This is a genomic window from Streptomyces sp. NPDC012935 (assembly GCF_042900345.1).
Lineage (GTDB): Bacteria > Actinomycetota > Actinomycetes > Streptomycetales > Streptomycetaceae > Streptomyces.
On record NZ_JBIBBC010000003.1, the window covers coordinates 527,972 to 547,993 of the forward strand.

At 73.1% G+C, this 20,022-nt stretch carries 14 protein-coding genes and 1 pseudogene; 9 read left to right on the top strand and 6 right to left on the bottom strand.

All coding sequences use genetic code 11. The annotated features are described in order from the left end of the window. Positions 1-123: 123 nt before the first annotated feature. On the top strand, positions 124-1,203 hold the full coding sequence (locus tag ACFY5C_RS11220) for an NADH:flavin oxidoreductase/NADH oxidase (protein WP_389443139.1): 1,080 nt from the start codon (positions 124-126) through the stop codon (positions 1,201-1,203). Here ACFY5C_RS11220 and ACFY5C_RS11225 read toward each other — a convergent pair whose 3' ends face one another. Then, entirely contained in the window at positions 1,204-5,586 is a 4,383-nt protein-coding gene (locus ACFY5C_RS11225; RefSeq protein WP_389443141.1) for an HAD-IC family P-type ATPase, read from the bottom strand. A 123-nt stretch (positions 5,587-5,709) separates the two neighbouring features. Beyond that, positions 5,710-6,015 (bottom strand): annotated as a pseudogene (locus ACFY5C_RS11230) (cellulose binding domain-containing protein); the annotation flags it as partial. Between the two features lie 414 nt (positions 6,016-6,429). On the opposite strand from ACFY5C_RS11230, the gene ACFY5C_RS11235 reads away from it, so the two are divergent. Together ACFY5C_RS11235 and ACFY5C_RS11240 are read left to right on the top strand one after the other, a co-directional pair. After that, the gene (locus ACFY5C_RS11235) at positions 6,430-7,410 is read left to right on the top strand and encodes a polysaccharide lyase family 1 protein (protein ID WP_389443143.1); all 981 of its coding nucleotides are present in this window, start codon (positions 6,430-6,432) and stop codon (positions 7,408-7,410) included. A gap of 72 nt (positions 7,411-7,482) precedes the next feature. Beyond that, positions 7,483-8,265 carry a pectate lyase gene (locus tag ACFY5C_RS11240; protein ID WP_389443145.1) on the top strand — a complete coding sequence of 261 codons (783 nt, stop codon included), beginning with the start codon at positions 7,483-7,485 and terminating at the stop codon, positions 8,263-8,265. Positions 8,266-8,363: 98 nt separating this feature from the next. Here the strand turns inward: ACFY5C_RS11240 and ACFY5C_RS11245 are convergent, their stop codons facing one another. Then, positions 8,364-9,155 (bottom strand): PaaX family transcriptional regulator C-terminal domain-containing protein, encoded by a 792-nt coding sequence (locus tag ACFY5C_RS11245; protein WP_389443147.1) that lies wholly within the window; start codon positions 9,153-9,155, stop codon positions 8,364-8,366. A gap of 75 nt (positions 9,156-9,230) precedes the next feature. Between ACFY5C_RS11245 and ACFY5C_RS11250 the strand changes: the two genes are divergently transcribed. Next, on the top strand, positions 9,231-10,925 hold the full coding sequence (locus ACFY5C_RS11250) for a DNA alkylation response protein (protein ID WP_389443149.1): 1,695 nt from the start codon (positions 9,231-9,233) through the stop codon (positions 10,923-10,925). Positions 10,926-11,464: 539 nt separating this feature from the next. Here the strand turns inward: ACFY5C_RS11250 and ACFY5C_RS11255 are convergent. Further along, positions 11,465-12,052, bottom strand: coding sequence for a hypothetical protein (locus ACFY5C_RS11255; protein ID WP_389443151.1), 588 nt, complete (start codon positions 12,050-12,052; stop codon positions 11,465-11,467). A 278-nt stretch (positions 12,053-12,330) separates the two neighbouring features. Here ACFY5C_RS11255 and ACFY5C_RS11260 point away from each other — a divergent pair, with 278 nt between their 5' ends. The 4 genes from ACFY5C_RS11260 (at position 12,331) to ACFY5C_RS11275 (ending at position 16,197) form a co-directional block, all read left to right on the top strand. Next, positions 12,331-13,413 carry a WD40/YVTN/BNR-like repeat-containing protein gene (locus ACFY5C_RS11260; RefSeq protein ID WP_389443153.1) on the top strand — a complete coding sequence of 361 codons (1,083 nt, stop codon included), beginning with the start codon at positions 12,331-12,333 and terminating at the stop codon, positions 13,411-13,413. 88 nt (positions 13,414-13,501) lie between these two features. After that, on the top strand, positions 13,502-14,179 hold the full coding sequence (locus ACFY5C_RS11265; protein WP_389443155.1) for a uracil-DNA glycosylase: 678 nt from the start codon (positions 13,502-13,504) through the stop codon (positions 14,177-14,179). Beyond that, positions 14,176-15,153 (top strand): N-acetylglucosamine kinase, encoded by a 978-nt coding sequence (locus ACFY5C_RS11270; protein ID WP_389443156.1) that lies wholly within the window; start codon positions 14,176-14,178, stop codon positions 15,151-15,153. Before ACFY5C_RS11265 ends, ACFY5C_RS11270 begins: the two co-directional genes overlap by 4 nt. A 120-nt stretch (positions 15,154-15,273) precedes the next feature. Next, the gene (locus ACFY5C_RS11275; protein ID WP_389443158.1) at positions 15,274-16,197 is read left to right on the top strand and encodes a sirohydrochlorin chelatase; all 924 of its coding nucleotides are present in this window, start codon (positions 15,274-15,276) and stop codon (positions 16,195-16,197) included. 100 nt (positions 16,198-16,297) lie between these two features. Here the strand turns inward: ACFY5C_RS11275 and ACFY5C_RS11280 are convergent, their stop codons facing one another. Both ACFY5C_RS11280 and ACFY5C_RS11285 read right to left on the bottom strand, forming a co-directional pair. Next, positions 16,298-17,350, bottom strand: a complete 1,053-nt coding sequence (locus ACFY5C_RS11280) for a lactonase family protein (RefSeq protein WP_389443160.1) — start codon at positions 17,348-17,350, stop codon at positions 16,298-16,300. Positions 17,351-17,769: 419 nt separating this feature from the next. Beyond that, positions 17,770-19,260: an FUSC family protein gene (locus tag ACFY5C_RS11285; protein ID WP_389443162.1), complete on the bottom strand. Its 1,491-nt coding sequence runs from the start codon at positions 19,258-19,260 to the stop codon at positions 17,770-17,772. Positions 19,261-19,526: 266 nt separating this feature from the next. Here ACFY5C_RS11285 and ACFY5C_RS11290 point away from each other — a divergent pair, with 266 nt between their 5' ends. Continuing rightward, a complete protein-coding gene (locus ACFY5C_RS11290) occupies positions 19,527-20,006 on the top strand; it encodes an Lrp/AsnC family transcriptional regulator (protein ID WP_389443163.1) in 480 nt (159 codons plus the stop codon). Positions 20,007-20,022: the final 16 nt, after the last annotated feature.

A 20,022-nucleotide genomic window follows, 5' to 3' on the forward strand; every position in this document is an offset into this window, starting at 1 on the left:
AATCGGGATGTCCCGTGTTCGGGTTCCCCCATTGTACGAGAGCTCTCGTAGTTTGACACTTCCCGTACTACGATGCCTATCGTACGAGTCGACCACTGGTCCCCGTGACGAATGGAGTCCGCCGTGAGTGCGCTCTTCGAGACCTACACCCTGCGCGATGTGACGATCCCGAACCGGGTGTGGATGCCCCCGATGTGCCAGTACTCGGCCGCGCCGGAGGGCCCCGACGCCGGCGTCCCCAACGACTGGCACTTCGCGCACTACGCGGCCCGCGCGGCCGGCGGCACGGGGCTGATCATCGTCGAGGCCACGGGAGTCAGCGCCGAGGGCCGGATCTCCCCCTACGACCTGGGGATCTGGAACGACACCCAGGTCGAGGCGTTCCGCCGGATCACGAGCTTCCTGGTGTCGCAGGGCACGGTGCCGGCGATCCAGCTGGCACACGCCGGCCGCAAGGCGTCGACCGACCAGCCCTGGAAGGGCGGTGCGCCGGTGGGGCCGGACGCACACGGGTGGCAGCCGGTGGCGCCGAGCGCGGTCGCGTTCGCCGACGGACACCCGGTGCCGAGTGAACTGACGGTTGCCGAGATCCAGGAGATCGTGGGGCAGTTCGCGGACGCCGCGCGCCGGGCGCTGGCCGCGGGCTTCGAGATAGCCGAGATCCATGGCGCCCACGGCTATCTGATCAACGAGTTCCTCTCCCCGTACTCCAACCACCGCACCGACGAGTACGGCGGCTCGTACGAGAACCGCACCCGCTTCGCCCTCCAGGTCGTGGACGCCGTGCGGGAGGTGTGGCCGGACGACAAGCCGCTGTTCTTCCGCATCTCGGCGACCGACTGGCTGGAGGCGGACGGCTGGACCGCCGACGACACGGTCCGCTTCGCCGCCGACCTCGAGGCGCACGGCATCGACCTGCTGGACGTCTCGACCGGCGGCAACGCCTCCGGCGCCCGGATCCCCGTCGGCCCGGGCTACCAGGTGCCGTTCGCCGCACGGGTCAAGGCGGAGACCACGTTGCCGGTCGCCGCGGTCGGGCTGATCACGGACGTCGAGCAGGCGGAGAAGATCATCGCGAACGGTGAGGCGGACGCCGTCCTGCTCGGCCGTGAGCTGCTGCGCAGCCCGTCATGGGCGCGGCATGCGGCTCGGGAGCTCGGCGGGGACGTGCACGTGCCCGACCAGTACCACCGGTCCGTCTGATCAGGCCGCGGACGCTGCCGGTGCCGCGTCGCCGGAGGTGGTCGGCAGGTACCGGGCCACCATCCGCTCCAGGTGCGGCAGGCTCCGCTGGCCGAACACCGCGAGCGCGATCGACGCGCCGACGCCCGCCCAGGCGACCGGACCGAGCGGCGTGCAGCCGAAGAGCTGGCTGAGGCCGGGGGTCTCGACCAGGACGGCGAGCGCGGCAGCGGAGCCGAGGGCGGTCACGCGGACCAGCGGGCTGCCCCGGCGGTCGGCCAGGGTCTGGGCGAGTTGCGTGCCGACCACCGCGCACAGGGCCATCGTGGTGGAGCGGCGTGCGGTGCCCGGGGTGAAGCGGCCGATCAGCCAGGCGGACGTGGCGCCCAGGGTGGTGGTCAGGGCGCGGTGGCGGATCTTGCGGATCAGGGGTTCGCCGAGGAGTGAGGTGCCCAGGGGTTCGGTGCCTGTGGGTGCCGCTTCGGAACCCGCACCCCGCTTTGCCGCATCCGCATCCGCATCCTCCGTCACGGATTCCGTGTCGGCTCCCTCCGCCTCCTTCGGCGTCACCGCCACCGCCATGGCCGGGAACAGGTCCGTGAACAGGTTCACCAGCAGCATCTGGCGGGTGGACAGGGGCGCGGCGCCCGAAAGCAGCGTGCCGAGGAGGCCGAAGCCCACCTCGCCCGCGTTGCCGCCGATCAGGATGGCTATGGCGTCGGCGACGCTGTGCCACAGGGCCCGGCCTTCCGCGACCGCCTCAATCAGGACCGTCAGGTCCCCGTCGGTGAGGACGAGGTCGGCGGCGTTGCGGGCGGCCGCCGAGCCGCGGGCGTCGATGCCCACGCCGATGTCGGCGGCGCGGATGGCCGCGGCGTCGTTGGCTCCGTCGCCGACCATGCCGACCACGCGCCCGGCGTCCCGCAGCGCCTCGACGACCTGGAGCTTCTGCTCGGGGGCGACGCGGGCCACGACGCCCATGTCGTGCAGCATCCGGGCGCGTTCCTCCCGGTCCGCGGACGCCAGCTCGTCGCCGGTGACCACGCCCGTGTCCTCGGGCCAGCCCAGCTCGGCGGCGATCGCCCGCGCGGTCTGCGGATGGTCGCCGGTCAGCATCACGGGTCGTACGCCGGCCTCGCGCAGGCCCTCGACCAAGGCTGTCGAGGTGGCTCGCGGTACGTCGGCGAGCGCGAGCAGACCGGTGAACTCCAGCCTGTCCAGGGGCTGTTCCAGGACGTCGGCGGCCTTCTCCGCCGAGTCGAGCGGGCGCCGGGCCACCGCCAGGACCCGCAGTCCGTCCCCGGCCAGCTCGTGCGCCGCGTCCGATGCGGAGGAGGGCAGGTCGGCGCAGGCGGGCAGCACCGTCTCGGGGGCACCCTTGACGACGAGTACCGCGGTGCCGTCCTCGGCCCGGCCGACTGCGGCGGCGTAGCCACGGTCGGCCGCGAAGGGCAGGCCCTCGGTCTGGGACCACTCGGGGTCGGGGCCGGCCGCGTCCAGAACGGCCTCGTCGGTGGCGTGCACCGGCCGGTCCGTGCCGCCGTTCAGCTGGGGGCAGGCGCGTGCCGCGGTCCGCAGTGTGGGGTCGTGCTCGTCCGGCGTACTGACCTTGCCGTCGGTGTCCGTCACGCGGACCAGACGGAGCTTGTTCTGGGTGAGGGTGCCGGTCTTGTCGAAGCAGATGGTGTCCATCCGGCCGAGCGCCTCAAGGGTGCGCGGGGCGCGGACGAGGACTCCGCGGCGGCTGAGCCGACGGGCGGCGGCCAGCTGGGCGACGGTCGCCACCAGGGGCAGCCCTTCGGGGACCGCGGCGACGCCCACCGCCACGCCACCGCTGACGGCCCGGCGGATCGGCGTGCCGCGCAGCAGCGACAGCGCGGTCACGCCGGCGCCGCCGGCGAGAGTCCACGGCAGGGCCTTGTCGGTGAGCTCCCGCAGCCTGGCCTGTACTCCGGCGGACGGCGGGGTGCGGGCGGCGAGGGCCACGGCCCGGGCGGCCTCCGTACGGTCCCCGGTGTCCACCACGATGGCCCGGGCGTGTCCGGCCACCACCGTGGTCCCCTCGAACACCATGGAACTGCGGTCCGGCACGGCGGCGTCGGGCGTCGGTTCGATCCCCTTGTCGGCCGCCAGGGACTCCCCCGTCAGTGCGGACTCGTCCACCTCCAGGCCGTCCTCCCACACCAGCCGGGCATCGGCGGGCACCACGTCGTCCGCCCGGAGTTCGATCACGTCGCCGGGGCTCAGCCTGGCGGCGTCCACGACGTGCGGCTGGGACTCGGGTTCCTCGGTGGTGACGCGCGCCTTCTGCTTCTGCTTCGCGAGCAGTCCGGACAGGGCCCGCTCGGCCCGCATCCGCTGGACGCCGCCGACCAGGGCGTTCAGGTCGAGCGCGCCGACCACCAGCAGGGCGTCCACCACGGAGCCGAGGATCGCCTCGGCCGCCGAGCCGACGGCCAGTACCGGGGTGAGGGGGTCGTCGAGCTCGCCGCGCACGGCCCGGGCGAGCTGGACCGGCCCGCTCAGCGGTGCGAACAGGGGATGCCGGCCCATCTTCTGGATCGCCTTGCGCGCGCGGCCGGTGACCTGCTCGGGGACGGTCGGCTCCGGGCCCGTCTCGTGCCTCAGCCGTTCGCGGACCTCGGTTTGCTCCAGTTCGTGCCAGGCCACGCGCGGCCGAGGATGCGGTGCGCGGGCCGCCGCCACCCCGATGGCCGCACGGCCGCCGGTCAGCAGGGCCCATGCCGCGCTCACGTCGACGGGCGTGTGCCGCAGCCCGGGCCACGGGGTGGGGCGCCCGCGTGAGGACTTGCCGATCGCCACCAGCAGCCCGGACAGGGCGGCACCGGACCGGGCCAGCACCTGCGACCTGCGCCCGACGCCGCGCGCGGCCGGGACCGCCCGCAACAGCCGCCACACGTCGGCGAGACCGTGCAGGGCCAGCACGTCAGCGCCCCAGACGACGGCTGCGTCGCGGTCCGTGAGGGCGACGGCCACATCGCCGGCGAGCAGTCCGGCGAGGATGTCCTCGTCGTCCTTAGCCGGCCGCGCGACCGTGACGACGACGCTGTCCTTGTCGGCGCGCAACGCGTTCACCACGTCGCTCAGCGACCGCTCGTCGCGCACCACCTGGTCGGCGAGGCTCGTGAAGTCGGCCAGGGCAGGGTCGTCCACCATCACGACCCGCAGGCCCGCGCGCCGTGCCGCGTCCAGCACGGTCTCCGCCCACGGGTCCGCGTCGGCGCCAGGAGTGCGCAGGGCGCTCGGGTGCAGGACGACCGTGTCGGCCATCTCCAGCTGCCGCAGCCGCTCCGGGTCCCGCACCAGGACGCCGGCGCGGGACAGCGCGGAGCTCAGTACGGCGTGGAAGGCGGCGGGTCCGTAGCGGGCGGCCTTGGGTGAGCCAGCGAGCACCGCCTCCGCCGCCTCGGTGCCGTCGTGTTTGACCAGCAGCATCGCCGCCGCACCCACCAGGCTGCCGGTCTCGGCGTGCGCGGCGTACTCCTGGGCCGGGGAGGTGCGCAGCGGCGGGCGCGGGAAATGTGCTCCGGCCACGCTGGACCGGTCCGGCGCGGAGACCTCGTCGTGGACCTTGTCGAACGCCGCCACGCGGGCCACTGTCTCCGCCAGCTGGAGCGAGCGCAGCATGCCGTCGAGCACCAGAGCGGTCGGGGTCCGGCCGGCCCCGTGGACGGCGGCGTTCGCCATGGCCAGCACCATGTCCATCCGGGAGCGGCCGATCCGGGCCCGCAGCCAGCCCCGGAAGCGCGGGTTCTCCCGCAGGAGCGTCACCAGCGCGGTCACCGACCGGGGCGTGGTCGGCAGCCGCAGGGCGTAGCCGGCGAACGCCGCCGCGATGCCCACCCCGTCGGCGGCCAGCGTCGTGGCGGCGGCCCGCACCCCGGCGGGGTCGGCGGGGTGGGCGATGTCGTCCACCGAATTGTCGGTCCGGGCCAGACCGTGCCGTGCCGCGATCTCGACCGCCTTGTCCACCACCTGGTCGCCGGCCGACTCCTCGACGGCGGTCACCACGAGCCGGCTCAGCCCGCCGTCCCAGTAGGCGAGCGCCACGTCGGGCCGCTCCATGAGCGTCGCGGCGACCTTGCGGGCGGCGTGCTCCAGCCCGCCCTCCAGCCGTACCCGCTCCGGCGACTCGGGGCGCAGGGCGAGATGGGTGCGGGCGCCGGACCGCCAGGGTTGCGGGCGAAGGGGCAGCGAATTGCGGGCGACGCGCACCGCACGCGCCGCGCTGTCGGCACCCCGTACCCCGGCCCGGGCAGTTCCGGCGACCGCCCCCGCGGCGATTCCCACCGCGGGGGCCGCTCCTCGGGCGAGCAGCCGGGGCCCGGCCGCGACCATCTCGGCCGCGGCGGCTGTCGGACGTGTGAGCAGTCCCAGAACCATCGCTCGCCCTCGCAGCTCGTTCGACGTCGGCTTCCGTGCGCCCGGGTTCCCGCAAAACGGCATGTCATCCGCGCACGGGCGACGCAAGGAATCTCTCGGGTCCTGCCTCCTCGCCGAGGAGGATCACCCTGAGGTGCAGCCCGTCCCGTTGAGCGTGAAGGCGCCCGGCGCCGCGCTGTTCCCGGTGTGGTTCGCCCGGTAGCCGATGCTGACGCTCGCCCCGGGCGCGAGCGACGCGTTGTACGAGGCGCTGCTCGCCGTCACCGCGCCGGACGCCGGGGCGTACGTGGCTCCCCAGCCGCCGGTGATCGACTGACCGGCGGGCAGGGTGAGGCCCAGCCGCCAGCCGTTGATCGCCGCCGTGCTCGCGTTGGTGATCGTCACGGAGGCGGTCGGCGGCGTCGGTGCGGGCGGCGGCCGTGGGAGCGGCGACGAGCAGGGCCGCCAACAGCGGCAGGAGGGCGGCGAGCAGCGTCGGGAGCTTTCTTGTCGCGGTCGTGCGGATGGGCGTGGGCACGCCCTGGTCCCTTCTGGTCGCGGGAGAGGTCTCGTCCGGTCGCGCGAGAGGTCTCACGGAGAAGGGGCATCGTGGCATGGACACGTCCCCGATGGAAGCGCTCCCACGCGCGCATCATGAGAGCCCTTACCCTCACCAGGACTGACCGAATTCTTCCGCGTAAAGCGTTGACTAGAAAGCGCTTGCCCTCTACGTTCCGTTCAGCAGTGTGACCGGCTCGCCGTACGGCACCCCCACATGGCCACACCGCCCGCGCACGGCGTTCTGCATGACGCACACAGTTCACGTACATGATCGTGTCGCTCCTCCCGAAGGGACGCACCCGCATGCGAACTCTCCCCCCACGTGCACGTCCGCAAAGAACCGCTCTGGCGACGGCCGCAGTAGCCGTCCTCGCCACCGCGGCCGTCATCGCCCTGCCGCAGTCGGCCGGGGCGGCCGAGACCTCGCCGGTCGGGTTCGGCGCCGGGACGACCGGCGGCGGCAGCGCCTCGGCGGTCACCGTCTCCACGCTGGACGCCTTCAAGGCGGCGGTCACCGGCAACTCCGCCAAGGTCGTCCGGGTCAACGGCCTCATCTCGCTGAGCGGCCAGGTGGACGTCGGCTCCAACACCACGGTGCTGGGCGTCGGTTCGTCGTCCGGCTTCACCGGCGGCGGACTGCGCCTCAAGGAGGTGACCAACGTCGTCATCCGGAACCTGAACATCAGCAAGCCGGTGGCGCCGGCCGACGGCGTCACGGTCCAGGAGTCGACGAAGGTGTGGATCGACCACAACTCCTTCTCGGCCGACCGCGATCACGACAAGGACCACTACGACGGCCTGCTGGACATCAATCACGGCTCGGACAACGTCACGGTGTCCTGGAACACCTTCAAGGACCACTTCAAGGGCTCCCTCGTCGGCCACAGCGACAACAACGCGAGCGAGGACACCGGCCACCTGAAGGTGACGTACCACCACAACCAGTTCAGCAACGTGTACTCGCGCATCCCCAGCCTGCGCTTCGGCACCGGGCACTTCTACAACAACTACGTGGCCGGCGCGGACACCGCCTGCCACTCGCGCATGGGCGCCCAGCTGCTCGTGGAGAACAACGTCTTCCGCGACACCAAGATCGCCGTCACCACGAACCGCAGCAGCGACGTGGACGGCTACGCCAATCTGCGTGGCAACGATCTCGGCGGGGCCGCGACCGAGATCTCCCGGGTCGGCACCTTCACCACGCCGCCCTACGGCTACACCGCGGAGTCAGCGTCCGGCGTCGTCGCCTCGGTGACGTCCGGCGCGGGCGCCGGGCGGCTCTGACCAGCCTCACCAGCAAGAAGACCCGGCACCTCCCATCCGACACCCCCACAACTGGAAGAAGGCATACGGGACATGACTTCACCAGCAAAGCCCCGCGCCCGTCGGCGCGCACTGACCGGCGGTCTGGCCGCCCTCGGCCTCTCATCTGTCATGATCACGACAGTCGGGGCGCCGCCGGCGAGCGCCGCCACCTGGCCGACGCCCAGCAGCAGCCAGCCGGTGAGCTCCACCATCTCCGTGTCCGGCGTCCGCGACGGCGGCATGGTCCGCTACTACGGCAGCGGCGACCTGGCCGGCGACGGTCAGGAGGAGGGCCAGGACCCGATCTTCAAGCTCGCGGCCGGCGCGACGCTGAAGAACGTCATCATCGGGGCGCCCGGTGCCGACGGCATCCACTGCGAGGGCAACTGCACCCTGCAGAACGTGTGGTGGGAGGACGTCGGCGAGGACGCGGCCACCTTCCGGGGCGGCTCCACCTACACCGTGACCGGCGGCGGCGCGAAGAAGGCGGCCGACAAGGTCTTCCAGCACAACGGGCCCGGCACGCTGAACATCTCCAACTTCGCGGTCAGCGAGTTCAAGACGCTGTACCGCTCGTGCGGCGACTGCTCCACGCAGTACACGCGCAAAGTCAATCTCAGCAACGTCGAGGTGACCGGCACGGGGTCCACCGCGCGCCTGGTCGGCATCAACGTCAACCGGGGTGACGTGGCGACGCTGCGCGGCATCACGATCCTCAACGACGCCGGCCGCAAGGTCATCCCGTGTCAGAAGTACAACAACAACACGGCTGTGGGTACCGGTCCTGACAGCACGAACTGCCTGTACTCCAGCTCGGACATCACCTACCGGTAGGCCCCGCTCGCAGGTAGTCCCCCGGTCCCCCCACGGTGAAGGCGGCCGTCCGCAGCGTCCCCGCACGGCGCTTCGGGCGGCCGCCGCGTCGTGTGCGGTCAGTTACGGGCACGCGCGCGTGCGCTCCAGGAGGCGTCGTCGCTGTCACGCGCGCGTACGTCCTCCGCGAGCTCCCGCCGGTATGCGGCGTACGCGGCGCGCAGCCGGTCGCCCGGCCAGGCGGCCGGGAGGAGTTCAGCGGGCAGTACCGGGTCGGCGAGCAGGTGCCGCACGACGGCCGCGAAAGCGGTGAAACGGTCGGACGGCCGTCGCGCGTGAGCGACCTCGGTGAGCAGGGCGTGTCCGGCGCCGGCCCAGGCGTCCAGCGGCCACAGGCTCGCGGCGAGTTCGGGTGCGGGGCGGTCGGGACGGGAGGTGTAGCGCTGGGTCACTTGGGCGAGGTCGCCCGGCAGGGGCCGGAGCAGGTTGGCCGGGCGCAGCCAGACACCCTCGCGGAGCTCGGCGAGCCGGAGCCGGGTCAGTTCGGCGCGCAGTTCCGCGCGCTCGGCGGGACCACGGCCCGTGGCGGTGACGACGACCATCTCCCAGTCCCCGTCCCAGGGCAGGGTCTCGGGATGGACGGCGTCGTCCTGCCGCTTCTGGCGTTCCAGGAGCCGGTCACTGAGCCGGTAGACCGTGTCGGCGCGTCGCAGGTCGCCGGCGGCGACCATCCGGCTGAGCGCGGCCCGCACGGTGGACCCCGCGATCCCGAACGGCTCCACGCTGCGCACCAGCTCCTTCACCGGCAGCTGGGGCGGATGCAGACCCAGCAGCAGGCTCAGGACGACCGACCGGGCGGACAGCGGGCGCAGGTCCACCTCGTCGGTCGGCCGTGAGGCGTTGTTCGGCATGGCCAGTTACCTTACGTGCGGAGCCGACGTATTACAGGATTGCTGCAACCGCAGCCATGGTGCAACATGGGCGGCATGGTCTCGATACTCGCGCAGGAGCAGTCCGGAGTGGCGCCGGAGCAGTCCGGGCAGTACGGCACCCACGACGTCACCAACCAGCCCCCTCCCCTGGCGCCGTACGACGCGTCCGAGGACACGGCCCTGATCGAGGGGCTGCGCCGCGAGGGGGCTGCGTGGGCCGAGGAGGACATCCGGCGGCTGGGCCGGCGGGCCGGCAGCGCCGAGGCGCAGGAGTGGGGCGAGCAGGCCAACCGCCACGAGCCCGTGCTGCGTACGCACGACCGGTACGGCCACCGTGTCGACGAGGTCGAGTTCCATCCGAGCTGGCACCACCTGATGCGGGTCGCGGTCGGCGAGGGGCTGGCGGCCGCTCCCTGGGCGGACGAGCGGCCCGGGGCGCATGTCGCGCGGACCGCGGGCGGGCTGGTGTGGGGGCACACGGAGGCGGGACACGGCTGCCCGACGTCGATGACGTACGCCGCCGTCCCCGTGCTGCGCCGGCAGCCCGAGCTCGCGAAGGTCTACGAACCGCTGCTGACCAGCCGGGAGTACGACCCGGAGCTGCGCGTGCCCACCGAGAAGCCGGGTCTGCTCGCGGGCATGGGGATGACCGAGAAGCAGGGCGGCTCCGACGTCCGTACGAACACCACCACGGCGTCCCCGACGGCCGAGCCCGGGGTGTACACGCTGCGCGGGCACAAGTGGTTCACCTCGGCGCCCATGTGCGACGTCTTCCTGGTCCTGGCGCAGGCGCCGGGCGGGCTGTCCTGCTTCCTCGTGCCGCGTGTCCTGCCCGACGGCAGCCGCAACACGTTCCGCATCCAGCGCCTGAAGGACAAGCTGGGCAACCGGTCCAACGCCTCTTCCGAGCCCGAGTTCGACGGCACCGTCGCCTGGCTGGTGGGGCCCGAGGGCCGGGGCGTCAAGACGATCATCGAGATGGTCAACTGCACCCGGCTGGACTGCGTGATGTCCTCGGCGACGCTCATGCGCAAGACGCTCGTGGAGGCGGGGCACCATGTGCGCCACCGCACCGCGTTCGGCGCGCGACTGCTCGACCAGCCGCTCATGCGCAACGTCCTGGCCGACCTGGCGCTGGAGTCCGAGGCCGCCACGACGCTCACGCTACGGCTGGCCGGCGCGGCGGACCGGGTGGTGCGCGGAGACGACGCGGAGGGGACCGAGGCGGCGTTCCGCCGGATCGCCACCGCCGTCGGCAAGTACTGGGTCACCAAGCGGGGTCCGGCCTTCACCGCGGAGGCCCTCGAGTGCCTCGGCGGCAACGGCTACGTCGAGGAGTCGGGCATGCCCCGCCACTACCGCGAGGCTCCGCTCCTGTCGATCTGGGAGGGCTCGGGGAACGTCAACGCCCTCGACGTGCTGCGGGCGTTGAGCAGGGAGCCGGACACGGCCGAGGCCCTCTTCACCGAACTCGCCCTGGCGCAGGGGGCGGACGCCCGCCTGGACGCGGCGGTGGCCCGCCTGAAGTCCCAGCTCGCCACGGGCTCCGAGGCCTCCGCCCGCAGGCTGGTCGAACTGATGGCCCTCACCCTTCAGGCCTCCCTCCTGATCCGCCACGCCCCCACGCCGATCGCCGACGCCTTCTGCGCCACCCGACTGGGCGGCGACTGGGGTCACGCCTTCGGCACGCTGCCGGACGCGGCGGACGTGGACGCGATTCTGGGGCGGGCGCTGCCGGATGTGGGATGAGGTCTGAGGACTGAGAACTGAGGGCGGAAGGTGGAAGGCGTCAGACGGAAGGCGGAGGCGGAAGCTCAGGTGCAGCGCGGGGTCGGGCGGTCGCTCCGCGGCGGCTGAGGGGCTGAAGGGGCGCGAGGCTGACTGCCCTGCGGGCATGCCAGGGGCGCCGGGGAGAGCGGGACGGAGCGGCGGGGGCGGCTCCCACGGGATACGGGCACGCCCACCCGCGCGGGGGCGGCCGCCATAGGGCGGCTCCCGGGGCCGGGCACTGCAAGGTCGACCCCCAATGGCGCGCCGCCCAACGGACGTGGTCCGGCGGATCGGGCAGGAGGACGGGCCTGCCCGCCCCGGGCGCGGAACCGATACGCGTGACTCGATCGCAGCTCGGACCGCGCCGCTTCAAGAAGGGGACGGGTGAGGCCGCCACGGGGCCTCCTCCCGTGCCGCCGAGGCAGTCCCCGCCTGTCCCGCGGAAGCCACGACCTGTCGTGGGCTTCCTGTCCCGAGGAAGGCGCGACCTGTCGTTGGGCTGAGTTCCCCTACGGCCGTCATCCCGTCGTCCGGCCACCCCACAGCGGCCCGAAGCGTGCCCACTCGTAGCCCCACCGGTCGATGCGCCGGCTCTCCAGGCGACTGCGGAGGGCTCTGCCGGCGACGAGGGGGACGGACGCGGCGCACAGGCCTGCGAGGCCGCCGACCAGGGTGGCTCGGGTTCGGGCCTCCGAGGGGGTCGCGGGCCGGGTGACCATGCGGCCCTGCGGATCCGTCCAGACGCTGACCGGCGTGCCGATGCCGCTGCCGGGGCGGACGCGGGCCTGGCCGGTGTGCGGGGAACCGTCCCGCGCGCTCCAGCGCACCTTCGCCCACACGTAATCACTGCTCGACGGGGCGGAGCGGGCGTCGGCCGTGCCCGGCGCCCGCTCGGTGAGCAGGGCCACGGCGGGCCGCCACTCCACGCGTTCCCGGGCCATCCCTTGCTCCACCGTGCGAGCCGTGGCCAGGCCGACGAGCACTCCGCACAGGACAGTCACCACCCAGGCGGCGAGGAGTACCCAGGCCTCCACCGCGTCGGCCCGGCGTTTGAGCGGATTGCGCCGCCAGCGCCACAGCCACACCTTCGGACCACGGAACGCCATCGAAGGCTTCCTCCTCACGAGCGCACGACCGTGCCTGCCGGACCGGCCGCCATCCCATACGGGAGACGGGAGGCGGATGCTCACTGCACGCACCGGGATCGACCGTGGCACGGGTCACGCGGCCCTCGCGTCCGCCGTCGTGAAAGCGCCCGCAGCTCCCCTCGCAGGGCTGTCATCGCCGTTCTGACCTGCGACGTAATCCTTTCCAGAGGTGACTGTCAGTGCCGGGGTGCAGACTGGCCGGTACCTGAGACAAAGACGTCGCGGAGGTGGTCGGCATGACCGAGGTAATGCTCGCCGTGGGCACGCGCAAGGGCCTGTTCATCGGGCGGAGGCGAGGTGGCACCTGGGAGTTCGACGAAAGTCCCTACTTCAACGCCCAGGCCGTGTACTCGGTCGCCATCGACACCCGCGGCGAGCGTCCGCGACTTCTGGCGGGCGGCGACAGCGCCCACTGGGGCCCGTCGGTCTTCCACTCCGACGACCTGGGCCGCACCTGGACCGAACCGGCCCAGCCGGCCGTCAAGTTCCCCAAGGACACGGAAGCTTCCCTGGAGCGCGTGTGGCAGCTGCACCCGGCGGCCGCGGAGCCCGACGTGGTGTACGCGGGCACGGAACCGGCGGCGCTGTACCGCTCGGAGGACCGCGGTGAGACCTTCGAGCTGGTCCGCCCGCTGTGGGAGCACCCGACCCGGTCGAAGTGGGTGCCGGGCGGCGGCGGTGAGGGCCTGCACACGGTGATCACCGACAAGCGCGACCCCGAGGCCGTGACGGTCGCCGTCTCGACGGCGGGGGTGTTCAGGACCGCCGACGGCGGTGCGAGCTGGTCGCCGTCCAACTCCGGTGTCGCCGCGGTGTTCCTGCCGGATCCGAACCCTGAGTTCGGCCAGTGCGTCCACAAGATCGCGCAGGACGCTGCGACGCCGGACCGGCTGTATCTGCAGAACCACTGGGGCGTGTACCGCAGCGACGACGCGGGCGCGAACTGGACGGACATCGGCGAGGGCCTGCCGTCCACGTTCGGCTTCGCGGTGGCCGCGCATCCCCACCGCGGCAAGACGGCGTTCGTGTTCCCGATCAACGCCGACTCGGACCGCGTCCCGGCGGACCACCGCTGTCGTGTGTTCCGTACGGCGGACGCGGGCAAGACGTGGGAGCCGCTCTCGGCGGGCCTGCCGCAGGACGACCACTACGGCACGGTGCTGCGCGACGCGATGTGCACGGACGACGCGGACCCGGCAGGCGTGTACTTCGGCAATCGCAATGGCGAGGTGTTCGCCTCGGCCGACGACGGCGACAGCTGGCAGCAGTTGGCGTCGCACCTGCCGGACGTGCTGTGCGTCAGGGCCGCGGTGGTCTGATGAGCCGTCGGGGCCGCCGTCGGGGCTTAAGGGCCGGCCTTGGCCACTGGTTGATCACTGCCGCACGCGCGGCAGTAGGGTGACGCCCGTGGCACCACGACCCTTGCATGAAATCGTCGAAGCGGGCTGGGCGAAGGCCCTGGAACCCGTTGCCGAACGGATCGCCGGGATGGGCGACTTCCTGCGCGCGGAGATCGCCGCGGGACGCACCTACCTGCCGGCCGGGCCGAATGTCCTGAGGGCCTTCCAGCAGCCCTTCGACGACGTACGGGTCCTGATCGTCGGACAGGACCCGTATCCGACACCCGGACATGCCGTGGGGCTGTCGTTCTCGGTGGCGCCCGACGTACGTCCGCTGCCCGGCAGCCTCATCAACATCTACCGGGAGCTCAGCACCGACCTGGGCCTGCCGCAGCCGTCCAACGGCGACCTGACGCCATGGACCGAACAGGGCGTGCTGCTGCTCAACAGGGCGCTCACCACGGCACCGCGCAAACCGGCCGCCCACCGCGGCAAGGGCTGGGAGGAGGTCACCGAGCAGGCCATCCGCGCGCTGGTCGGACGCGGCAAGCCGCTGGTCTCCATCCTCTGGGGCCGAGACGCCCGCAACCTCCGTCCCCTTCTCGGCAGACTCCCGTCGGTCGAGTCCGCGCACCCCTCCCCCATGTCCGCCGACCGCGGCTTCTTCGGCTCCCGCCCGTTCAGCCGCGCCAACGACCTGCTGATCGGACAGGGAGGACAGCCGGTGGACTGGCGCCTGCCGTGACCGCCCCCTGCGGATTCCTCGCCGTCGACTCAGGAGGGTCCGGCCTGCGAGTCGTCGTCGGCCCCGTCGGCCGTGGGGCGACCGCCCGGCGGGAGTCCCGCGAACCGGTTCGTACCGGGGATCGGGGCCTCGACCCCGGGCACTTCATGGAGCAACTCGTGCCCATGGTGCGGCCGCTGGTGGCCGAGGCTGGTGTCGACCGGCTGGAGGCGGCCGCCGTGGGGGCTGCCGGGATGGCCAGCCTGGGTGATGCGCTGCGTGCCGAACTGCCGGGCGCGCTGGCGCGGGAGTTCGGCATCGCGCGGGTCGCTCTCGCCGCGGATGCCGTCACCGCGTATGTCGGCGCCCTGGGGCCGAGGCCCGGTGCCGTGGTCGCCGCCGGCACAGGACTCATCACGATCGGCACCGACCTGGCGAACTGGCGCCGCGCGGACGGCTGGGGGCATCTGCTCGGCGACTGCGGCAGCGGCGCCTGGATCGGACGGGCCGGGCTCGAGGCGGCGCTGCGCGCGCACGACGGGCGGCCGGGCGGGTCTGCCGGACTGCTGGCCCGCGCCGAGGAATTGTTCGGGCCGGTGCGGGGGCTGCCCGGGAAGCTGTATCCGCGGCCCGACCGCCCTGCCGTCCTGGCCTCCTTCGCTCCCCATGTGGCCGTCTGCGCCGAGGGCGATCCGGTGGCCGCCGGCATCCTGCGGGCCGCCGCGGGGCACATGGCCGACTCCGCGGCCGCCGTCTGCCCGACGACCGGGGAGCCGCAAGTCGCGCTCACCGGTGGCCTGTTCAAGATGGGCGACCCTCTCGTCGTACCCCTGGAAGAGGAGTTGGCGAAGCGCCTGCCGCACGCACGGAGGGTGCCGGCCGCAGGGGATCCGCTCGACGGGTCGGTGCGCATCGCGACCGATCTCGCGACGGACGGGCTCGCTCTGCCGAGTGACGAGGCGATGCTCTGCGTGGTGCACGACAACCGGGACTGATCCACCTAGGCCGTCCTGTTCCACTCTGCACGTAACTCAATCAGACAAAAGCGGACGGATACCGCTCACCTGCACCCTCCCCGAACAGGGGAGCCCAAGAAGCCAGTAACATGCGTCGCCATGAGCTCCCCCACTGGGCCCGCGTCCGGCCTGCCAGTACGAATGCCGCGACCTCGTCAGCCCGGGCGGCACCGCCGACCCGAGCCCTTGGCGGCTCCCGAGGGCGCGCCCGCGCTCGTCCTCGCGGTGCCGGGCACGCCTAGCGCCGCGACCCGCGGTCTCGCCGAGGAGGTCGTGAGCATCGCCCGCTCCGAGCTCCCCGGCCTCGACGCCCGGATCGGGTACGTCGACGGCGATGACGTGGAGTTCCCTACGCTCCAGTCGGTGCTCGTGCACGCCGCCGAGGAGCGCGCGGCCCGTTATGAGCAGGCGATCGCCGCAGGGGTGGAGGCCAAGGAGCCGGAGGGCCCCGTCGCCGTCGTCGTGCCGCTGCTCGCCGGCCCGGACAGCGCGCTGCTGCGCGTCATCCGCCAGGCCGTGATGGACAGCCGCGTCGCGGCCGACCTGACCGATGTGCTGGGCCCGCACCCGCTGCTCGCCGAGGCGCTGCACGTGCGCCTGTCCGAGGCCGGTCTGGCCCGCGCCGACCGTGCCCGCCTGTTCACCGTGGCCACGGCCGCGGACGGCATCATCCTGGCCTCCGTCGGCGGCGAGGAGGCCGTGCAGGCGGCCGGGATCACCGGCATGCTGCTCGCCGCGCGCCTGGCCGTGCCGGTGATGGCGGCGGCCCTGGACCAGGACGGCTCGATCTCGGCGGTCGCCGAGCAGCTGCGCAACTCGGGCTCCCAGCAGCTGGCGCTGGCGCCGTACCTGATAGGGCCGGAGATCGACCCGAGCGTGGTCGCGGACGCCGCTCACGAGGTGGGCTGCTCCGCCGCCGAGGCGCTCGGCCCGTACCCGGCGATCGGCAAGCTCGCCCTGTCGAAGTACACGACGGCACTGGGTATCGCACCGCAGCAGGCGCAGGGCACGCCGGTGCGCTGACGCCGCCCGATCTGCACGGGACCGCGCGTCTGACGTGCGCGTCGCAGTCGTGACGCCGAAGGGCCCGCTCCGCATCCGGGGCGGGCCCTTCGGCGTGCGGTCACTCCGTGCCGGCGTCGGGGCCGATGACCACGCAGGACGCCGCGGGCACCTCGATCGAGCCCTCGTAGCGCGGGAGCCCGCTGTCGGGGTCCAGGGCGAACCAGGTGACGTCACCGGAGCGCTCGTTCGCGACGTACAGGAAACCGTCCGCCTCGGTGAGTGCGCGCGGCCAGTGGCCGGCGCAGATCACGGTCCCGACGAGCCGTAGTTCCTCGCCCTCGACGGCGAACGTCGACAGCACGTCCTCGCCGCGGGTCGCGGTCCATACGAAGCGGCCGTCGGGCGAGGCGACGATGCCGGACGGGTAGGCGTCGCCGGCGGGGCCGCCCGGCAGGACCGGCGTCTCCGTCAGCGGTTTGAGCGTGCCGTCGTCGGCGTCCCAGTGGCAGACGGTGACGGTGGGGGTGAGCTCGTTGACGACGTACGCGTACGGGCCGTGGGGGTGGAAGGCCAGATGGCGAGGGCCCGAGCCCGGCCGCAGGGCGATCTCCCGGTGCACGTCGAGTGTGCCGCCGGCCAGCGTGCACACCCGCACCGAGTCGGTGCCGAGGTCCACGCTGACGGCCCAGCGGCCGCTCGGGTCGGGCTGCACATGATGGGCGTGCGGGCCCTGTTGGCGTGGCGTGTGCGGACCCGAGCCGGTGTGCCGGAGAACTGCGGACGGGGCGCCGGCGAGGGTGCCGTCCGCGCGGACGGGCACGGCGGTGACGCTGCCGGAGCCGTAGTTGGCGGTCAGGACGTGGCCGGCGAAGAGGCTGAGGTGGGTGGGTCCGCCGGCGCCGACCGGGACCGGTGATCCGATCAGCTCCGGCTTGTCCCCCCTCACGCGGTACGCGGCCACCGCGCCCTCGGCGGTCTCACTGACCGCGTAGAGCGTGTCGCCGCCGGGCGACAGGGCCAGGTACGCGGGGTCGGGCAGGTCGTCCGCGCCTCCCAGAACGGTGAGCGCGCCGCTGCCCGCGGCCACGGACGCCGTCACGATCCCGGGGCCTCCGGCCGCCGTGAACGACCCGATGTAGGCCCGCCGTGCGCGCCTGCCGTCATCTGCCACCGCTGTCCCCTTCCGGTCGGGTGCCGTCCGGGCTGACGGTAGCAGCGGATCATCATCGGTCTAGACCAAGAGCCGTACAAAACGTCGGCGCGTACGGGTCGTGTTCTCCGCCGGTCCGGGCTCTGGCCTCGGGGTGATACCCGTGGGCGGGATGCCACCGCGCCGCCTCGTAGGCCCGGTGGCAGACGGGCGTGGCGCTGCTCGAGGTCACACGCATGGGCACACCCCGGCTGGCTCACCCGCGGGCCGCTCCCGCACGGCTCGCGAGTTCCTTGCGTCCGATGACGCGGGGGTACCCGGAAGATCCCGTGATCCACCCACTAGGTGGCCGATAAAGCGACTTGGCCGTCCGGGCGGGCGGGGGCGGCTCGGGTGACGGGCGGGCGGGTCACGCGGGGCCTCCCGTCCGCCCGGCGTTCTCAGGCTCCGACGAGTCGTGACCCGGAAGGCGTGCGCAGGGGCTGGGACAGTTCGGACAGGGCTCGTTCAAGGCCGTGCAGATGGGTCAGTGCGGGATCCGACTCCGTCGGGTGCGTGTGAGGGGCGTCGACATCCGCACCGCCGGTCAGCGCCTCGACCGCGGCCTCGACACGCCAGCACGCGGCGGCCAGGCGGGCGTCGTGCGAGGCCTCGGGGTCGGCGGCGACGGCGGCCAGACCCCGGATCTCCCGGGCGCAGTCGTCGAGCAGGGCCAGGACGTGGCGTGCGCGTCGCTTGCGGGCCGACATCGGGTTCAGCGGATGCACCAGCGGGGCGAGTGCCAGCCGCACCCGTCCGAGCAGCTGCTCGAGCTCGGCCAGCCGCGAGGCCGGGTCCGCGGTCTCGTCCCCGCCCAGGCGTGCGGCGGCCTCGGCGGTGGCGGCGTGGACACAGCGCAGGGCGCGCTGGATCCAGGCGTCGTTGACGGCATGCGTGGTCACGGGCAGCACGAACAGCACGGCCAGTGCGGCGCCGAGTGCCCCGACGCCGGTCTCGGCGAGCCGCAACGCCAGCAGGGCGGGATCGAGGACGCCCAGAAGGCCGTAGAGGAGCTCGGCGAGCACCGTGACGCAGAGCATCATCCAGGTGTAGGAGACGGCGGCCGTGTAGAAGATCCCGAAGACGCAGACGGTGAGGAGTGCGGCCGTCGGGATCGTCTCGCCGGCCACCGGGACGGCGACGAGCAGGCCGAGGCCGATGCCGATCACCGTGCCGAGGACCCGGCGGAAGCCGCGGACCAGGGTCTCGCCGCGCGAAGTGGTGTTGACGAAGATCCACCAGGTGGCGCCGACGGCCCAGTACCAGCGGTGCCCGGACACCAGCTGGCCCACCACGAGCGCGAAGCCCGCGCCGGCGGTGGCCTGGATCGCCTGCCGTGTGGTCACGCGGGCCAGTCCGGTGCCGCCCGGCGGCGCAGGTACCGGCGCCGGGGGCAGACGGCGTTCGTAGCACCACAGCCCGAAGCGCACCGCGGACGCGGTGAGCAGGGACAGCAGTACGGCGGCGTAGAGCTCGGGCAGCCGGCCCGGGGTGGCCTGCAGGAACTGCGCCACGAAGAAGGTCATGAACGCGAACACACCGAGGCTGTGGCCGCGCGGCCCCCAGCGGCGCGCGTACACGCCCGCACCGACGACGGCGAGGAAGGTGAGGTCGCGGGCGACCGGCTGGTCGTGCAGCTCGGCAGCCGCCGCCAGGACGGGCAGACCGACGAACGGCAGCAGAGCGGTGGTGACCGCCTGGCCGCGGACCGTGGCGTCGGTGACTGTGAAGAGCGCGAGCAGCGCGGCGAGCCCGCCGGTGACGGCACCGACGAGGGAGTGTCCGGCCAGTCCGCAGACGACGACCGCGAGCCCGATGCCGAGCACGGCCCGCACGGCGAAGCGCAGCCGCGCCCGCCCCGGGTCCGGCGCCACGAACACCCTCTTCAGCACTGCGTCCCGCCCCTCTGCTCCGGCATGAAAAAGGCGCCGCGGGATCCGCAGCGCCATCGACGGGCTCATTGCAGCATCCAGGAGCCGCCTGGCTCAAGCGGCACCTGGAATACTGAGCCATTGGCACAGACATAACGGTCCCCGTACGTCCACCGGCGAGCCAACGGACCATGCCGGGCCATGGCGGCCCAAGGCGGCCCAAGGCGGCCCAGGGCGGTCCGGGGGCGCTCGCGGATGCGGACACGGGGCGAAGGAGGCCGGACGGCATGACCGTGGACGAGCTCGACACCCGCATCCTGCGGCTCCTGCTGGAGCAGCCCCGCACCAGCGTGCGCGAGTACGCCCGCATCCTCGGCGTCGCGCGGGGCACGCTGCAGGCCCGCCTCGACCGGCTGGAGCGGGACGGCGTGATCACCGGCACGGCGCCGGCGCTCTCGGCCGCAGCTCTCGGACATCCGGTGCTGGCGTTCGTACACATCGAGGTCACCCAGGGGCACCTCGACGACGTGGGCGACGAGCTCGCCGCCGTGCCGGAGATCGTCGAGGCGTTCTCGATCACGGGTGGAGGCGATCTGCTGACCCGGGTGGTGGCCCGCGACAACGCCCACCTGGAGGACGTGATCCAGAAGCTGATCAGCCTGCCCGGCGTGGTCCGCACCCGCACCGAGGTGGCCCTGCGCGAGCGGGTCCCGCACCGGTTGCTGCCCCTGGTGGAGTCGATCCGGCGGGCCGCGGCCCGGAAATGACCTTTGACATCCTGGG